Genomic DNA, 16902 nt, shown 5'->3' with positions numbered 1-16902 from the left:
ATGCATTCGAGGTGGGCTATGAAAAAACTGATGTTGATCATTCCGGTGATGTCGGGGGTTTTGTGGGGGTCTGCGGGGATCTTTGTCAGGACTCTGTCGGCGTTTGGATTTGACAACTTTACAATAATTACTTCAAGATTCCTGCTTGCGGCGGTGATCCTGTTTGTCGGGATAATGGCAGTCGACAGGTCGATGCTGAAAGTTAGACCGAAAGACATATGGATATTTGCGATGAGCGGTATCTTCGGCATGCTGGGACTCAATCTCTGCTACAATCAGGCGATAAACCAGATCTCGCTGTCGCTCGCGGCAGTGTTGCTGAGCATGTCGCCGATTTTCGTGATGATCCTTGCGGCAGTTATCCTGCGGGAAAAGGTCACAATGCGAAAGATAGCATGCAGTGCTCTGGCGATCGCCGGGTGTGTGCTGGTAAGTGGCATTCTCGAATCATCATCTGGGATAAAAGTGTCGGCATATGGGGCGCTCGCGGGGATCGCAGCAGCGTTGTTTTACGCGATATACAGCATATTCTCGAAAGTGGCGATGAAACAGCATTACAATGTGTTCACGATAACGTTTTACAGTCTGATCGCGGGAGTGATACTGATGCTGCCGTTCACGGACTGGCAGACGATCGGTGAATTTGTTGCGGTGTCGCCGGTGAAGGACTCTGTGTTCCTGGTGCTCAATGCGCTTTGCACATCAGTGTTGCCGTATGTGCTGTTCACGTTCTCGCTGACGTATATAGATGCAGGTCGGGTTTCGATACTGGCGGCAGGCGGGGAGCCGTCCGCAGCGATGATTTTCGGACTGATTTTTTATGAGGAAGTGCCGTCGGTGCTGTCATTGTGCGGAATTGCGGTGACGATATTAGCACTGTGGCTGCTTTGCAAGCCGCCGAAGGTTCGCGAGTCCGGAGCGGATAAAATCGCGGCTGATCCCGCAGGAGTTTCTGCGGTGGATTTTGTAGGGGCTTCTGCATCTGATTCGGCAGTGGCTTCTGCGTCTGACCCTGCAAAGGCTTCTGTGTCTGATCCTGAAACCGCAGAAGGAGGAAAATCGTGCTGATAAATTGTCTGGCGGTTGGTGCGGGCGGCTTCATCGGATCAGTTTTCAGGTATCTGGTTGGTCTGATCCCGTTTTTGAATAAAAGTGATATCCCGTTTCAGACGCTTGCTGTAAATGTCATAGGTGCGGTGATGATCGGGATGATCGTGCAGGCGGCCGAGTCGTACGGCAATCTGAACGGACCGTGGCTGCTGTTCCTGAAGGTAGGCATATGCGGCGGATTCACTACTTTCTCGACATTTTCGCTGGAGGCTCTGGGGCTTTTGCAAAGCGGCAGAGCGCTGATGTTCGGGATATACGTGGCGGCGAGTCTTGTCCTCTGCATAGGAGGAGTCTTTGCCGGAAAGATGCTGGTCAGCTGAGCGCCGGTGTCAGAGAGCTCAGATGCCAGTGATATATTATCGGGACATACGCGGCGCAGCGTTTTGCAGAATGGCATTGTAATTGCATAAAACTGCTTGCATTTACAGGGGAGTAGAGTTATAATAATTGCGACAATTGAACAGCGGGGAGCTTGTAGTACAGGCTGAGAGGAAGGTGAGACCTTCGACCCATTACCTGATTTGGATAATGCCAACGTAGGGAAGACTGTAAATACAAGAATATTTTTTATACGTGAGTATTTCGGGAAGTTGCCTATGAGGTAACTTCCCGTTTTTTGTACAGTCTGTAATGGTGAGTGCAGATTACCAAAATTTTCGGTGTTTCCATATAGCTTTTGGTATTTTATCGCGATATCAGGTATATACAGGAAGAGTGATTACCAAGAATGAAGAGCGGATGGGTATCTTTTGGTGATTTTATTATGCAAAAGTGCAGTTTTTCCTTAAAAAATTACCAACATGGGCAACCTGCAATGCGATTTTTGGTAAACGCCTGTTGCCAGAGCGCGTTTTTTTGCTGAAATTTGCTAAAAGAATCTAGCAAAATGCAGATTCTTGGTAAACGCCCGCTGTTCAGTCCAATACAGGAGGTGTGGAGCATGGTAAAAATAAATGGCGCGGCCTGCGATGCGGCAGGGAAGACCGTGGCAGAGTACCTGCAGGGTACGGATTATGATATCAGGCGTATCGCGGTCGAAAGAAACGGCGAGATCGTCCCGAAGGCACAGTACGAAAATGTGAAGATCGAGGACGGCGATACACTGGAAGTAGTGAGTTTTGTGGGAGGTGGCTGATTTGAGAGAGAATATCCCTACAGAAGAGGAAATGCGCGCGGCGCTGATAGAGCGTCACGGCGAGGAGATCCAGCAGCGGTTTGCAGCAGCGTCCGTAGCAGTGTGCGGCCTGGGAGGTCTGGGATCGAACATCGCGATCGCACTGGCGAGAGCCGGAGTCGGACATCTGCATCTGATCGATTTTGACAGAGTCGACATTTCCAATCTCAACAGGCAGCAGTACGAAGCCGCGCAGATCGGACATTACAAGACCGAAGCGCTCGCGGTGAACCTGCGAAAGATCGCACCGTACATAAAAATCACGACGGATACCGTCAGGATAACAGCGGAGAATGCGACCGAGCTGCTGCAAGGTGAGGAGATAATATGCGAAGCGTTTGATTCGGCGGAAGCCAAGGCGATGCTGGTGAACCATGTGCTCGAAAACATGAGCGACCGATACCTCGTTTCAGGCTCGGGTATGGCGGGCATCGACTCCGCAAACCTGATAAAGACCAGGAAACTGATGGACAGATTCTACCTGTGCGGAGACGGGGTCAGCGATGTCGGAGATGGACTCGGGCTTTTTTCAGCAAGAGTGCTTGTCTGCGCTGCACACCAGGCGACGATGATACTGAGGATAATCGCAGGGCTGACGGAAGCGTGAGCTTTTGCATAAAACATAAAATACAAAACACGAAAGAAGGTATAAAGGATGAATACAAAAGACGAACTGATAATAGGGGGACACAGCTTCAGCTCCAGATTCATACTGGGATCAGGCAAATATTCCCTCAATCTGATAGAGGCAGCGGTGAAAGACGCTGGAGCGGAGATCATAACGCTGGCGGTGCGCCGCGCCAACACAAAAGACGAAGAAAATATCATGGACTATATCCCGGAAAACGTCACTCTGCTGCCGAACACTTCCGGCGCACGAGATGCGGAAGAAGCGGTGAGGATCGCAAGACTGGCCAGAGAGCTGGGCTGCGGAGATTTCGTAAAGATCGAGATAATGCGAGATTCAAAATACCTGCTGCCGGACAACAGTGAGACGGTGAAAGCGACGGAGATCCTTGCAAAGGAAGGCTTCATAGTGATGCCGTACATGTATCCGGACCTCAATACAGCCAGAGACCTGGTGGACGCAGGAGCTGCAGCAGTGATGCCGCTGGCATCGCCGATCGGTTCTAACAAAGGGCTCGCGACGAAAGAATTCATACAGATCCTGATAAACGAGATAGATCTTCCGATCATCGTCGACGCAGGCATCGGCAGACCGTCACAGGCATGCGAGGCAATGGAAATGGGCGCAGCAGCTATAATGGCGAACACCGCGCTGGCAACGGCAGGCGATCTGCCGCTGATGGCATCGGCATTCAGACAGGCGATAGAAGCAGGCAGAAAAGCGTATCTTTCAGGACTCGGCAGAGTACTGCTCAGAGGCGCGGCAGCGTCAGATCCGCTTACAGGCTTTCTTAGAGATTAGGGGGCGGCATCATGCAAAACAACAGTGAAGAAAAGAAAATGACCGGCCCTCAGGACATTCAGGAACAGCCGAAGCAGACCGCACAGAAAAACGATTTTTTCATAGACTCGGCGAATCTTTCCGAGGCTGCACTCGAAAAAAAGCACAGACTTGAAAACGACCCGTCTTCAAGAAAAAACCACATGGAATACATGCCGGACATGGAGCAGATCGACACCGGCATCCGCGACAAAGTGATGGAACAGATGGAGTCTTACGACTACAGCCGCTACACCGCGCGTGACGTCAGGAACGCGCTCGACCACGAATACTGCACAGTCGAAGACTTCAAAGCCCTCCTGTCACCGGCTGCAGAACCTTTCCTCGAGGAAATGGCGCAGAAAGCCAGACTGGAGACCAGAAAGCACTTCGGCAACAGCGTTTACCTGTTCACGCCGCTTTACATAGCGAATTACTGTGAAAACTACTGCGTTTACTGCGGTTTCAACTGCTACAACGACATAACCAGAATGAAGCTCGACTTCGACCAGATCGAGCACGAGATGAAGATAATAGCGGACTCGGGAATGGAAGAGATCCTGATCCTCACCGGCGAAAGCCGCGGCAAGAGCGACGTGAAATACATCGGTGAGGCATGCCGCATCGCCCGCAAATATTTCAGGATGATCGGCCTCGAGATATACCCGGTCAACACAGACGACTACAGATACCTGCGCGAGTGCGGAGCCGACTATGTCACCGTGTTCCAGGAGACATACGACCCCGACAAGTACGAAACGCTCCATCTGATGGGGCATAAGAGAGTGTGGCCGTACAGATTCGAAGCACAGGAGAGAGCACTGATGGGCGGCATGCGAGGCGTTGGATTTTCAGCACTCCTGGGACTTTCGGATTTCAGAAAGGACGCGCTCGCGACAGCACTGCACGTATATTACCTGCAGAGAAAATACCCGCATGCGGAAATGTCGCTGTCATGTCCGCGACTCAGGCCGATCGTAAACAACGACAAGATAAATCCGCTGGACGTCCACGAAAAACAGCTCTGCCAGATACTTTGCGCGTACAGGATATTCCTGCCGTTCGCGGGGATCACCGTATCATCGCGAGAAAGCGAAAGCTTCAGGAACGGCATAGTGAAGATCGCAGCGACCAAAGTGTCGGCAGGAGTTTCAACGGGTATCGGGGATCATGAGAGCAAGTACACAGGAAAGGAAAGCGAAGGCACAGAGGGGGATGAGCAGTTCGAAATAAACGACGGCAGGAGCTTCGCCAGGATGTACAGCGACATGGAAGGCGAAGGGCTGCAGCCGGTGCTGAACGATTATCTTTATGTTTGATTTACTATGCGTCACAAACAGGCTGATCTGCGAGGGGGATTTTTTGGAAAAGATCCGGCAGCTGACGGCCTGCGGACTCTCAGGAGTGATCCTGAGGGAGAAGGATCTTGAGGAAGTGCGGTACAGGGCGCTTGCCGCGCAGGTCATGGAGACCTGCGGGCAGAGCGGCGTGCTGTGCATACTGCACAGCTTTCATCGTGTTGCAGCGGAGCTCGGAGCACCGGTGCATCTGCCGATGCCGGTGCTCCGTGAGATGAGTGAAAAGGAGCGGAGCGCATTTGAAATAATGGGCGCGTCGTGCCATTCGGTCGATGAGGCTCGCGAAGCGCAGGCGCTGGGGTGCACGTATATAACAGCGGGGCATGTCTTTGCGACTGACTGCAAGAAGGGGCTCGCGCCGCGTGGGACGGGTTTTCTGCGGGAGGTATGTGAAGCGGTCAATATCCCGGTATACGGGATCGGCGGGATCGGCGCCGGGAATATAGCGGAAGTGCAGCGTGCAGGTGCAAAGGGCGCGTGTGTCATGAGCGGAGCGATGACTTGCGCGGATCCGGAGAGATACGTGGCAGAACTCAGATCCGCAGCGATGGAAACACCGGGAGGTAAGTATAAAAATGAAATTCAAACGTGAACAGCTGCTGCTTTACGCGGTGACGAACCGTGTGCATGCAGTGAATGAAACACTGTACGACCAGGTCAGGAAAGCGCTCGAGGGGGGCGTGACCTGTGTACAGCTGCGTGAAAAATATATGGATGACAGCGAATTCATTCGCGAAGCCGTCAGACTGAGAGAGCTGTGCCACAGCTTCGGCGTGCCGCTCATCATAAATGACAACGTCGATGTCGCGCTCAGATCAGGTGCAGATGGAGTGCACGTGGGGCAGGACGACAGACCTGCGGCAGAGATAAGAAAGCTTGCGGGCAGTGATTTCATAATCGGCGTTACGGCAAAAACAGCAGAGCAGGCTCTCAGGGCGCAGGCTGACGGCGCGGATTATATCGGTTCGGGTGCTGTATTCCCGTCGCCGACGAAGCAGGGCGCGATCAGGATAACGAAGGATCAGCTCAGAGAGATCTGCAGCTCGGTGCAGATCCCGGCAGTCGCGATCGGCGGAGTGAGCCTTGACAATATGAAAGAGCTGAAAGGATGCGGCATGGCGGGCTTTGCAGTAGTGTCGGCAGTCTTTGCAGCAGAAGACATCAGGGAAACCGCCGGGCTGATGAAAGCCGAGGCAGAGCAGCTGGTTGACTGAGTCAGGACGGCAAACTAATGAAAACCCTTGCAGGGATAACCTTTATGCCGATCTCTGATCGACAAACATATGAAACCCTTTGCAGGATAACCTTTATGTCGGCTACCGCCGACTAATATATGAAAGGAACTACAGATGAAGAGAAAAACGGCGCTTACTATAGCGGGCAGCGATCCCAGCGGCGGCGCGGGGATCCAGGCGGATCTTAAAACGATGATGGCCAATGGCGTATACGGGATGAGCGCACTGACGGCGCTGACCGTGCAGAACACGATGGGCGTTACGGGTGTGATGGAAGTGACGCCGGAATTCCTGGCGCAGCAGATAGATGCGGTGTTCGATGATATCCGGCCAGATGCGGTGAAGACCGGCATGGTGGCTTCTGCGCAGCTGATATCAGTGATAGCGGAGCGGCTCAAAGCTCACGATGCTGCGAATATCGTGGTCGATCCGGTGATGGTTTCGACGAGCGGATCGAGGCTCCTGGCAGAAGATGCGGTGGAAACGCTGAAAACTCAGCTGCTGCCGGTCGCCGATCTGATAACTCCGAACATACCGGAAGCTGAGGTCCTGACAGGTATCGAGATCACCGGCAGGGAAGACATGCAGCTTGCAGCGGAGATACTTCGGAAAAGTTACGGATGCGCGGTGTTATGCAAAGGCGGGCACAGCGTTTCAGATGCGGACGATCTCCTGTACGTAGAGGGCAGAGCGTGCTGGCTGCCGCAGGAAAGGATAAACAATCCGAACACGCACGGGACCGGATGCACGCTGTCGAGCGCGATCGCTTCGAATCTTGCCAAAGGCATGGATCTCGAGAGCGCTGTGGCAGAGGCGAAGGCATACCTGACGGGAGCGCTGATGGTGATGATGGACCTCGGAAAAGGCAGCGGCCCGGTCGATCACGCATTCGACCTGAGCAGCAGGTTCATATAGACTGCCGTCCCCAAAATCCGGAAAAATGTGCAGAATCCACATCCTCTGCACACATCTTCACAAGAATTTTACATAGCAATATTGTCTTATCAGTTTCATTTCTAGGAAAAATAAGGTATACTGAATTACTAGGTATTTGTACCAGTCAGTATACCTTTTATTATGCAAAGGATATCGTTTCCGGCATTTCGGATGTACATGGCAGGTGCAGGCGAAAGGAGTGGATCATACTTAATGAGTGATGACATTATCAGAAATGTGCTCATCATAATAGTGCTTGTAATGTTTTCGGCATATTTTTCGGCAACGGAGACAGCTTTTACTTCGGTCAACAGGATACGACTCAAGAATATGGCCGGCGACGGCAATCGCAAGGCAGACCGTGTGCTGAAGCTTTCCGAGAAATACGACAAGCTGCTCACGACAATACTCGTAGGTAACAATATCGTTAACATAGCTATGACATCGATAGCTACGATCCTGTTTGTAAAAATTTTCGGTTCATACGGTGCAACAATTGCAACTGTAGTCATAACAGTCGTCGTGCTGGTTTTCGGTGAGATAACGCCGAAAAGCATCGCCAAGGAAATGCCTGAGGGCTTTGCGATGGCTTCGGCGCCGTTTCTTGATAAGTTTATGGTAGTGATGACCCCGGTAAATTTCATATTTACAAAATGGAAAGAGCTTGTGGCAAAGATTCTGAAACTCAACTCCGAGGAAAAAATAACTGAAGACGAGATAATGACCATGGTCGAAGAGGCTGAGCATGCAGGCAGCATCGAGGAAAAGCACAGCGAGCTGATACAGAATGCGATCGAGTTTTATGAACTGAAGGCAGAAGACGTGATGACGCCGCGTCCGAAGATGACAGCGATCGATGTCGAAGAATGCACGAAAGAGGAACTTGCAGATCTTTTCAGAGATACGGGGTATTCCAGGATGCCGGTGTACGAGGAGGAGATCGACAAGATAATCGGAGTCATCAATCAGAAGGATTTTTACAATTATATAGTAGGCACAGACAAGGCTATCGCAGATTATGTGATGCCGGTAGTGTTCGTGGGCACTGCGATGAAGATCTCAGATCTTCTCAAGAAGATGCAGCAGCTCAAGACGCACATGGCGATCGTGATAGACGAGTACGGCGGGACCGAAGGACTGGTCACTATGGAGGACATCATCGAGGAGCTGGTCGGGGAGATATTCGACGAGCATGACGTCGTGCTTTCGAAGAATGTGATGCCGCTGCAAAACGGCAGTTTTCGTGTAAAGTGCAGTGCCAACATCAACAAGGTTTTCGACTATCTGAAGATCGATGACGAGTCTGATGCGGTCACTGTGAATGGCTGGGTCGTGGAAAAGCTGGACAAACTTCCGGAAAAGAATGATTCGTTTGAGGAGATCGCAGGCGACAAGAAGCTGAAGGTGCGGGTCACCAAGGCGGACGGGCGCAAGGCGATAGAGATAAATCTTAAAGTTGAAGAAGCTGGGGATGCCGGCGATAACGGCGCTTCAGGGAAAAAGGCGAGAGGATGACCTGATGCCGGTCTTTTACCGACGAATATATGAAACCCTAAAGGATAACCTTAATGTCGACTTTCAGTCGACAAATTAATGAAAGGAGAATATAGATGGGCTTGATGGAAAAGATCTTTGGAGATCTTAATGAAAAAGAAGTAAAAAAAGTCTCGAAAATAGCAGATAAAGTCATGGCTTATGACGAGGAAATGCAGGCGCTGACGGACGAGCAGCTTCGTGAGAAGACTGCAGAATTCCAGAAACGTGTGCAGGAAGGCGGAGAAACACTCGACGACATCCTGCCGGAAGCATTTGCAGTATGCCGTGAAGGAGCATGGAGAAGCCTGGGAATGAAACACTTCTACGTGCAGATCATCGGCGGTATCGTGCTTCACCAGGGCAGGATATCAGAAATGAAGACAGGTGAAGGTAAGACCCTCGTTGCTACACTCCCTGCGTATCTGAACGCGCTGGAAGGAAAAGGCGTGCACGTCGTTACAGTCAACGACTACCTGGCAAAGCGAGACATGGAGTGGATGGGCAAGCTTTACACATTCCTCGGACTGACAGTAGGCTGCGTTATACACGGTATCTCGGAAGAGGAAAGGCGTGCGGCATACCTGGCAGATATAACATATGGAACGAACAACGAATACGGTTTCGACTATCTGCGTGACAACATGGTCGTTTACAAAGAAGCGATGATGCAGCGTGAGCTCAACTATGCCATCATCGACGAAGTCGACTCCATCCTGATCGACGAAGCGAGAACACCGCTGATCATTTCGGGAAAAGGTGACAAGTCGACAGACATGTACAAGCGTGCGGACGGATTCGTCAGAACGCTGAAGGTAGAGGACGACTTTACGATAGAAGAAAAAGACAAGCAGATCGCGCTCACCGACGAAGGTGTCGAGAAGTGTGAAAAATATTTCGGCGTGGAGAACTTCTCTGACCCGGAGAACATGGAAATAAACCATCACGTGCTGCAGGCTCTGAAGGCCAGAAACATGATGAAGCGTGATGTAGACTATATCGTAAAGGACGGCGAGATCGTCATCGTCGATGAGTTCACGGGACGTCTGATGTTCGGAAGAAGATACAGCGACGGACTCCACCAGGCGATCGAAGCCAAGGAAAACGTGCTGGTGCGTTCGGAATCGAAGACACTTGCAACGATAACGCTGCAGAATTACTTCAGAATGTATCAGAAGCTCGCGGGGATGACCGGTACGGCGAAGACCGAGGAAAGCGAATTCAGAGATATATACAACATGGACGTAGTCGTTATCCCGACGAATAAGCCTGTTGTCAGAAATGACCTGCAGGATGCCGTTTATGCGACGGAAAAGGGCAAGTACAAATCGATCGTGGACAGAGTCGAAGAGGCACACAAAAAAGGCCAGCCTGTCCTCGTAGGTACGATTTCCATAGAAAAGTCGGAGCTTATCGCAGACGCCCTCAAGAAGAGAGGCATAAAGGATTTCAATGTCCTGAACGCGAAGCAGCATGAAAAAGAAGCGCAGATCATCGCAGAGGCAGGACGTCTCGGCGCGATAACGATCGCGACGAACATGGCCGGAAGAGGTACCGATATCATACTCGGCGGAAATCCGGAATTCGAAGCGAAGAAGGAAATGGCTGCAAACGGATACGACGAGGATGCGATAGCATTTGCGACCAGCTTCGTGCAGAGCGACGATGAAGAACTGCTCAAGGCGCGTGAAGAATACAGAAAGCTTCTTGAAAAATACAAAGAAGAGAGAAAGGCTGAACAGGAGAAGGTAGTAGAGCTCGGCGGCCTTTACATCATAGGTACTGAGCGTCACGAATCCAGACGTATAGACAACCAGCTCAGAGGTCGTTCGGGAAGACAGGGAGACCCTGGTCAGACACAGTTCTGCATCTCGACTGAAGACGACCTCATGAGACTTTTCGGCGGTGAAAGGATGCAGAATATCATACAGCGACTCGGCGTCGAAGAAGACGAGGCCATAGAAGCGAAGATGATCACGAAGCAGATCGAAAACGCCCAGAAGAAAGTGGAAGGCAAGAACTTTTCCATAAGAAAATACGTGCTGCAGTACGACAATGTAATGAACAAGCAGCGTGAGATAATCTACGGCGAGCGTAAGAAGGTACTGTTTGGAGAAAATCTCAGAGAGGACCTCGTTTCGATGACACACCAGCTGATCGACGAAGTGGTGGATCCTGTAGTCGTGGCTTCAAAGTTCGCAGAGGAATGGGATTTTGAGACGATAAACAAGGGTCTGAGAAAGATCACTCCGGCATTCGAGCCACTCGATTTTGACAAGGAAACGCTTGCAGATATGGATGAGGAAAGCCTCAAGGCAGGTCTGTATGCGGACTTTGAGGATCTATACAAAGCCAAGGAAGAAGAAATCGGCGAAGAACGTCTAAGAGAAGTAGAGAGAATGATCCTGATCAGAGTAGTAGACAATAAGTGGATGGATCACATCGATGCGATGGATCAGCTCAAAAGCGGTATAGGCCTCAGGGGACTGGGCGGACAGGATCCTGCAGCGGCATATGCGCAGGAAGGCTTCGACATGTTCGAGCTGCTGGTCAACTCCATCAAGGAAGATTTCGTGAAGTTCTGCTACAACGTTACGGTACAGACGACTACAGAGAGAAAAGACGTTATCGGTACCGGCGAGAGCAGAAAAGACGAATTCGATGAAGAGGCAGTGATGTCAGGCGGCCAGGATGTGCCGGCAGGCGCAGTCGTTCCCGAAAGAGAACACAAACAGCAGACCGTCAGAAGAGACGCCCCGAAAGTAGGCAGAAACGACCCATGCCCATGCGGCAGCGGCAAAAAATACAAACACTGCTGCGGGAGGACGACTCCCCGCGAGTAGCTCGTTGAAAACGAGATAGAGCGGCAGGAGTGTCCCCCGTCAAAACATTTTGCTCTGCGAGGTGACGAGCAGCAAGCAAAATTTTCGCAAGGGATGCCCGCGAACGCAGAGAGCGGCTAGCAGCCCGAACGTGAATGTCACAGGGCTTCAGCCCGTGGTGACCAACGACGCAAGGACGACTCCCCGCGAGTAGCTCGTTGAAAACGAGATAGAGCGGTTGGAGTGTCCCCCGTCAAAACATTTTGCTCTGCGAGGTGACGAGCAGCAAGCAAAATTTTCGCAAGGGATGCCCGCGAACGCAGAGAGCGGCTAGCAGCCCGAACGTGAATGTCACAGGGGCAACGAATTTTCTCTGCGCACTTACAGGGTACAATGCAACCATAATCGGCCGCGACTGCGGCCGCACCATATAAAACCGAGGAGTGTGAAACCGATCCACAGCATCTTAAATATCATAGTCGAACCTACAGAAAAGGTAAAGAAAAGACTATGACTTAATAGTAATAAAGACCTTGGAGAGGGTCTCTAAACACTACTACTATATAATACGAGGAAGTGAGACAATGATACAGCTTGACCAGATAAAAGGTCAGATACCTGCGCTGCAGACGCTGTTGAAAGAGGCAGGTGAGTCCCTTTGACCCGGCAGGGCTCAAGGAACGACTCGAAAAAATAGAAAACGAAATGAACAGGAGCGACTTCTGGGACGACCCGGATTCCGCTCAGAAATACATGAAAGAAAAGAAGTCCATCGAGGGCAAGCTTTCGGAGCTCGAGAGCCTGAACGGACAGCTTGAAGATCTTGAAGTCATGGTCGAGATGGCCGATGAGGAGCAGGACGAGGACCTCGCAAAGGAAGCAGAGGACGCATGTGCAAAGCTTTCCGCAGCGCTGGACGATCTGAGACTCAGGACGCTGCTCGACGGCAAGTATGACAGGAACAACGCGATCATTTCGGTGCACGCAGGCTCCGGCGGCACAGACGCGCAGGACTGGGCAGAGATGCTTTTCAGGATGTATACGAGATGGTGCGAGAAGAAAGGCTTCAAGTCCAAGCTGGTAGACATGCAGGAGGATACCGAGGGAGGCATAAAGAGCGCGACACTTCTCGTCGAGGGCGAGTATGCCTACGGCTATCTTAAAAATGAAAAAGGTGTACACAGACTCGTCCGCATATCGCCGTTCGATTCGTCCGGCAGAAGACACACATCATTCGCATCGCTGGATGTCGTTCCGGAGATCGATGACGATGAAGAAGTGGAGATCAACAGCGACGATCTGAGGATCGACACGTTCAGATCCAGCGGAGCCGGCGGTCAGCACGTAAACAAGACCGACTCGGCGATCAGGATCACCCATATCCCGACAAATATCGTCGTGACGTGCCAGAACGAGCGATCGCAGCACCAGAACAGAGAAACTGCGATGAAGCTGCTGATGTCAAAGCTGATCGAGCTCAAGGAACAGGAAAAGAAAGAGAACCTCGACGAGCTCAAGGGCGACTACAGCCAGATAACATGGGGCAGCCAGATCAGATCGTACGTGTTCCATCCGTACACGATGGTCAAGGACCACAGGACCGGCGCGGAAGTCGGCAATGTCGACGCCGTGATGGATGGAGATATCGATTACTTTATAAATGAAAAATTAAAGCAGAAGGAGTAGCAGGCCAGTGAATATCATCGAAACGATAGCGAGAGAATTCCAGCTCAGAGAATCACAGGTGCAGCAGACTGTTGCACTTATCGACGAGGGGAACACCATCCCGTTCATAGCACGTTACAGAAAAGAAGCGACAGGCGGCCTGAGCGACGTTGTCCTCAGAGATATGGATGAAAGACTGACATATCTTAGAAACCTGCAGGAGAGAAAAGACGAAGTAATAAGACTGATAGAAGAGCAGGGCAAACTCACGGAGGAGCTGCGCGCGCAGATCGGGGAAGCGGAAGTGCTGCAGCGTGTCGAGGACCTGTATAAGCCATACAAGAAGAAAAAAGCTACAAGAGCTTCGAAAGCGAGAGAAAAAGGCCTCGAGCCGCTTGCCGTGATTTTCCGCGAACAGAAAGAGGAAAGCGGCACACCGCAGAAATTTGCACAGCCTTTCATAAGCGAAGAAAAAGGCGTTGCATCCGCGGACGAAGCGATAAAGGGCGCATGCGACATCATCGCCGAGATGATATCGGACGATCCTGAGCTGACTGCAGCGATCCGCGAAAAGACGCATGATGCTGGAGTCATAGTGACCGAGGCAGCCGACCCGGAAGAGAAGACCGTGTACGAAATGTACTACGAGTACAGCGAGGGCGCGGCAAAGATCCCGAATCACAGGATACTTGCGATCAACAGGGGCGAAAAGGAAAAGAAACTCAAGGTAAAAGTCCAGACTGACGCTGAGAAGATGGAAAAGATCCTGCAGGATGCGGTGATAACGAATGAAAATTCGATTTTCAGGCCGCTTCTCGAGGAGACCATCGCGGATGCGTACAAAAGGCTGATGGCGCCTGCAGCAGAGCGTGAGCTCAGGAACATGCTGACAGAGAGAGCCGAGGCCGAAGCGGTCAAGGTCTTTGCAAAAAATACAGAAAAACTCCTGATGGTGCCGCCTGTCAAGGGCGCGCGCATAATCAGCATCGACCCGGGATACAGGACGGGCTGCAAAGTCGCAGTCCTCAACGAGACAGGAAAACTTCTCGCATACACTACAGTTTTCCCGACTGAGCCGAAGAAGGATATAAAGGGCACTGAAGCTGTGCTCGGCAAGCTTGTCGACAAGTTCAGGATCAATACGATCGTCATCGGTAACGGCACAGCTTCGAGAGAGACGGAAGAAGTCGTAGCCGATTTCATAAAGAAGTCGGGAAGAGATATCAGCTACACGATAGTGAATGAAGCGGGCGCATCGGTATATTCAGCTTCAAAGCTTGCAACTGAGGAATATCCGGACCTCGATGTCACGGTCAGAGGCGCTATGTCGCTCGGCAGGAGACTTCAGGATCCGCTGGCAGAGCTCGTGAAGATACCGACGAAGAGCATAGGCGTAGGTCAGTATCAGCACGATATCAATCAGGGACTGCTGGAAAACGCGCTTGACAATGTAGTCGAGGACTGTGTGAACAGAGTCGGAGTCGAGCTCAATACCGCATCGCCTTCACTGCTGGCGCACGTTGCGGGTATCAATATGGGTATCGCGAGCAACATCGTCGCATACAGAGAGCAGAACGGCGTTTTCAAAGAGCGTAAAGAACTGAAAAAAGTCGCAAAGCTCGGAGAAAAGACGTTCAACCAGTGCGCAGGATTCATCAGGATCTCAGGCGGGAAAAATCCGCTGGACAGCACTTCGGTGCATCCCGAGTCATATAAAGTTGCAGAAGCGATGCTGGAAAAGCTCGGCATAGAGAAGGATGACCTCAAAAAAGGCGGGATCCCTGACATAGACGACAGGATCTGGTCCGTTTACGGCAAAGAGGAAAAACCTGCACAGCCGAAGAAGAGAGCCAAGGGGCTTGCGGCACTTGCAGAGCTTTCCGCAAAAGAAGAAAAGCCTAAGAGAAATATGAAAAAAGCGATCGAAAGGATGGCTGCCGACCTCGATGCAGGGGTGCCGACGCTGACGGATATCGTAGCCGAGATGAAAAAGCCGGGCAGAGACCCGCGTGAAGACGCGCCGCCGGTAGTGTTCAGAAACGACGTCAAATCGTTTGACGACCTGAAGCTCGATATGGAGCTGGAGGGAACAGTGAGAAACGTCGTCGATTTCGGAGCCTTCGTCGACATCGGCGTCAAGAACGATGGACTCGTGCACATTTCACAGATGAGCCGCAAGTACATCAGTCATCCGATGGATGTCGTTTCGGTCGGCGACACCGTAAAGGTCAGGATAATCAGCATCGACAGAGAAAAGCAGAAGATAGGGCTGACGATGAAGCTCAAATGATGTCAGATGATGGAGGGCATGACTGATGAACAAGATAGATACAGTGCTTTTTGATTTTGACGGCACTGTCATGGATACGAACAACGTGATCCTGATGTCCTGGCAGCACACGTTCAGGACTCTCAGGGGCAGAGAGGAAGACCGGGAAGTAATAGTGAAGACATTCGGCGAGCCTCTCGAGCTGACGATGAAAAAATTCTTTCCGGAAGTGCCGGCGGAGGAAGCGCTTGAGGTCTACAGAAGCTTTCACCGCGACAACTTCGGCGAACTGATAAATCTGTTCCCGGGAATGCGTGAGCTGCTCGCAGAAGTGAAACGCAGAGGCTACAAGACGGGACTCGTCACATCCCGCCTCTACAACACGACGATGCAGGGGCTTGAGAAATACGAGATAAAGGATATGTTCGATGCGGTCCTGACCGCAGATGATACGGACAAACACAAGCCGGATCCGGCTCCGATAAACATCACCCTGGAAAAGCTGGGATCTTCGCCGGAAACATCGATAATGCTGGGCGATACGCTTTTCGATCTTCTCTGTGCAAAGAATGCAGGCGTGCGGTCAGTGCTGGTTTCATGGTCGCTGGCGCTTCACGGTATGACAAAGGAAGACCTTGGCGAAGCAGCGCCGGACTACATAATACAGAAGCCGGAAGAGCTGCTGGAGATAATCGCATGATGAAATGGCCGAAGCTGGATATGTCAGCTGTCATCGGCCAGTGCTGCAAGATTTGAAAATTTCAGAGTACCAATGATTTGCTTTGATGAGCGAGTCATTGGTATTTTTATGTGGCGGGAAATATCGACTGCGATATTTCCCGGGATCGCTATGCGATTCTCTGGGAAAAAAGGCAATGTTCACTGCGTTCCACTCACATACTGCGCTTTCTTTCAGCTGAACCCGTGAGATCTACAGTTTGTCGCAGCGATTTCAGCCATAATTGGGCGTTTTATATGTTGCTGTGGCTGAAAAATGTAAATTTCAGTCTGTTCGAGTGCGGCAGTGGCTTTTGCGCAGCGTGATCAATAGCTGCAACTGGATGTGGATTTCCATATTTCAGCCACAACTCGTTCGAATCTTTATCATATGGCTGAAATAAGGGCATACGTGAGCTGGCAGCTCATCAGAAGATCATGCAAGCGACGTTTTAAAAGAATAAGATTTCCATTTTTCCGCCATAGACCTGTAGATATGAGTGATTTATGGCTGAAATCGCTGCGACATACACCTGCCGCTCCGCGCAAATCCCGCATTCCAGCCACCTGCATCCTTTCCTTGACGAAAATGCCGAAAAATAGTATCATATAAATAGTTTGACTATCAAAGTATTT

General features: G+C 51.2%; 14 protein-coding genes and 1 riboswitch. All 14 genes read left to right on the top strand.

Annotation, left to right across the window (positions count from 1 at the left end; all coding sequences use genetic code 11):
- Positions 1-18 precede the first annotated feature (18 nt).
- The 14 genes from OCV59_RS01595 (at position 19) to OCV59_RS01530 (ending at position 16249) form a co-directional block, all read left to right on the top strand.
- Entirely contained in the window at positions 19-1068 is a 1050-nt protein-coding gene (locus tag OCV59_RS01595; protein ID WP_147592578.1) for a DMT family transporter, read from the top strand.
- The gene (crcB, locus tag OCV59_RS01590; RefSeq protein WP_262584039.1) at positions 1062-1430 is read left to right on the top strand and encodes a fluoride efflux transporter CrcB; all 369 of its coding nucleotides are present in this window, start codon (positions 1062-1064) and stop codon (positions 1428-1430) included. Before OCV59_RS01595 ends, crcB begins: the two co-directional genes overlap by 7 nt.
- A gap of 134 nt (positions 1431-1564) precedes the next feature.
- A riboswitch (TPP riboswitch) is annotated at positions 1565-1673 on the top strand.
- A gap of 377 nt (positions 1674-2050) precedes the next feature.
- Entirely contained in the window at positions 2051-2245 is a 195-nt protein-coding gene (gene thiS / locus OCV59_RS01585; protein WP_147592577.1) for a sulfur carrier protein ThiS, read from the top strand.
- A gap of 1 nt (position 2246) precedes the next feature.
- Entirely contained in the window at positions 2247-2891 is a 645-nt protein-coding gene (gene thiF, locus OCV59_RS01580; protein ID WP_262584037.1) for a thiamine biosynthesis protein ThiF, read from the top strand.
- Between the two features lie 48 nt (positions 2892-2939).
- Positions 2940-3713 carry a thiazole synthase gene (locus tag OCV59_RS01575; RefSeq protein WP_147592575.1) on the top strand — a complete coding sequence of 258 codons (774 nt, stop codon included), beginning with the start codon at positions 2940-2942 and terminating at the stop codon, positions 3711-3713.
- A 38-nt stretch (positions 3714-3751) separates the two neighbouring features.
- The gene (gene thiH, locus OCV59_RS01570; RefSeq protein WP_147592937.1) at positions 3752-5050 is read left to right on the top strand and encodes a 2-iminoacetate synthase ThiH; all 1299 of its coding nucleotides are present in this window, start codon (positions 3752-3754) and stop codon (positions 5048-5050) included.
- Positions 5043-5681 (top strand): thiamine phosphate synthase, encoded by a 639-nt coding sequence (locus OCV59_RS01565; RefSeq protein WP_147592574.1) that lies wholly within the window; start codon positions 5043-5045, stop codon positions 5679-5681. Before thiH ends, OCV59_RS01565 begins: the two co-directional genes overlap by 8 nt.
- Positions 5665-6303, top strand: coding sequence for a thiamine phosphate synthase (thiE, locus tag OCV59_RS01560; RefSeq protein ID WP_147592573.1), 639 nt, complete (start codon positions 5665-5667; stop codon positions 6301-6303). The genes OCV59_RS01565 and thiE overlap by 17 nt, the downstream gene beginning before the upstream one ends.
- Positions 6304-6438: 135 nt before the next feature.
- Entirely contained in the window at positions 6439-7239 is an 801-nt protein-coding gene (gene thiD / locus OCV59_RS01555) for a bifunctional hydroxymethylpyrimidine kinase/phosphomethylpyrimidine kinase (protein WP_147592572.1), read from the top strand.
- A gap of 234 nt (positions 7240-7473) precedes the next feature.
- Positions 7474-8775, top strand: a complete 1302-nt coding sequence (locus OCV59_RS01550) for an HlyC/CorC family transporter (RefSeq protein WP_147592571.1) — start codon at positions 7474-7476, stop codon at positions 8773-8775.
- 95 nt (positions 8776-8870) lie between these two features.
- On the top strand, positions 8871-11636 hold the full coding sequence (secA, locus tag OCV59_RS01545; RefSeq protein WP_147592570.1) for a preprotein translocase subunit SecA: 2766 nt from the start codon (positions 8871-8873) through the stop codon (positions 11634-11636).
- A 563-nt stretch (positions 11637-12199) separates the two neighbouring features.
- A protein-coding gene (prfB, locus tag OCV59_RS01540; RefSeq protein ID WP_147592569.1) for a peptide chain release factor 2 occupies positions 12200-13301 on the top strand; the annotation gives its coding sequence in 2 pieces (ribosomal slippage) (positions 12200-12274 and positions 12276-13301; 1101 coding nt in all).
- Between the two features lie 7 nt (positions 13302-13308).
- On the top strand, positions 13309-15570 hold the full coding sequence (locus OCV59_RS01535; RefSeq protein WP_147592568.1) for a Tex family protein: 2262 nt from the start codon (positions 13309-13311) through the stop codon (positions 15568-15570).
- Positions 15571-15595: 25 nt separating this feature from the next.
- A complete protein-coding gene (locus OCV59_RS01530) occupies positions 15596-16249 on the top strand; it encodes an HAD family hydrolase (protein ID WP_147592567.1) in 654 nt (217 codons plus the stop codon).
- Positions 16250-16902: the final 653 nt, after the last annotated feature.

Source organism: Brotomerdimonas butyrica (assembly GCF_025567305.1).
Taxonomy (GTDB): domain Bacteria; phylum Bacillota; class Clostridia; order Peptostreptococcales; family Anaerovoracaceae; genus Lentihominibacter; species Lentihominibacter butyricus.
Note: the sequence above shows the minus strand (reverse complement) of the source record. Positions and strands in the feature narration are given on the sequence as shown.

Coding starts and splice junctions, on each gene's coding strand:
- OCV59_RS01595 (WP_147592578.1), top strand. CDS start 19: ATGAAAAAACTGATGTTGATCATTCCGGTGATGTCGGGGGTTTTGTGG.
- thiS (WP_147592577.1), top strand. CDS start 2,051: ATGGTAAAAATAAATGGCGCGGCCTGCGATGCGGCAGGGAAGACCGTG.
- OCV59_RS01575 (WP_147592575.1), top strand. CDS start 2,940: ATGAATACAAAAGACGAACTGATAATAGGGGGACACAGCTTCAGCTCC.
- thiH (WP_147592937.1), top strand. CDS start 3,752: ATGACCGGCCCTCAGGACATTCAGGAACAGCCGAAGCAGACCGCACAG.
- OCV59_RS01565 (WP_147592574.1), top strand. CDS start 5,043: ATGTTTGATTTACTATGCGTCACAAACAGGCTGATCTGCGAGGGGGAT.
- thiE (WP_147592573.1), top strand. CDS start 5,665: ATGAAATTCAAACGTGAACAGCTGCTGCTTTACGCGGTGACGAACCGT.
- thiD (WP_147592572.1), top strand. CDS start 6,439: ATGAAGAGAAAAACGGCGCTTACTATAGCGGGCAGCGATCCCAGCGGC.
- OCV59_RS01550 (WP_147592571.1), top strand. CDS start 7,474: ATGAGTGATGACATTATCAGAAATGTGCTCATCATAATAGTGCTTGTA.
- secA (WP_147592570.1), top strand. CDS start 8,871: ATGGGCTTGATGGAAAAGATCTTTGGAGATCTTAATGAAAAAGAAGTA.
- OCV59_RS01530 (WP_147592567.1), top strand. CDS start 15,596: ATGAACAAGATAGATACAGTGCTTTTTGATTTTGACGGCACTGTCATG.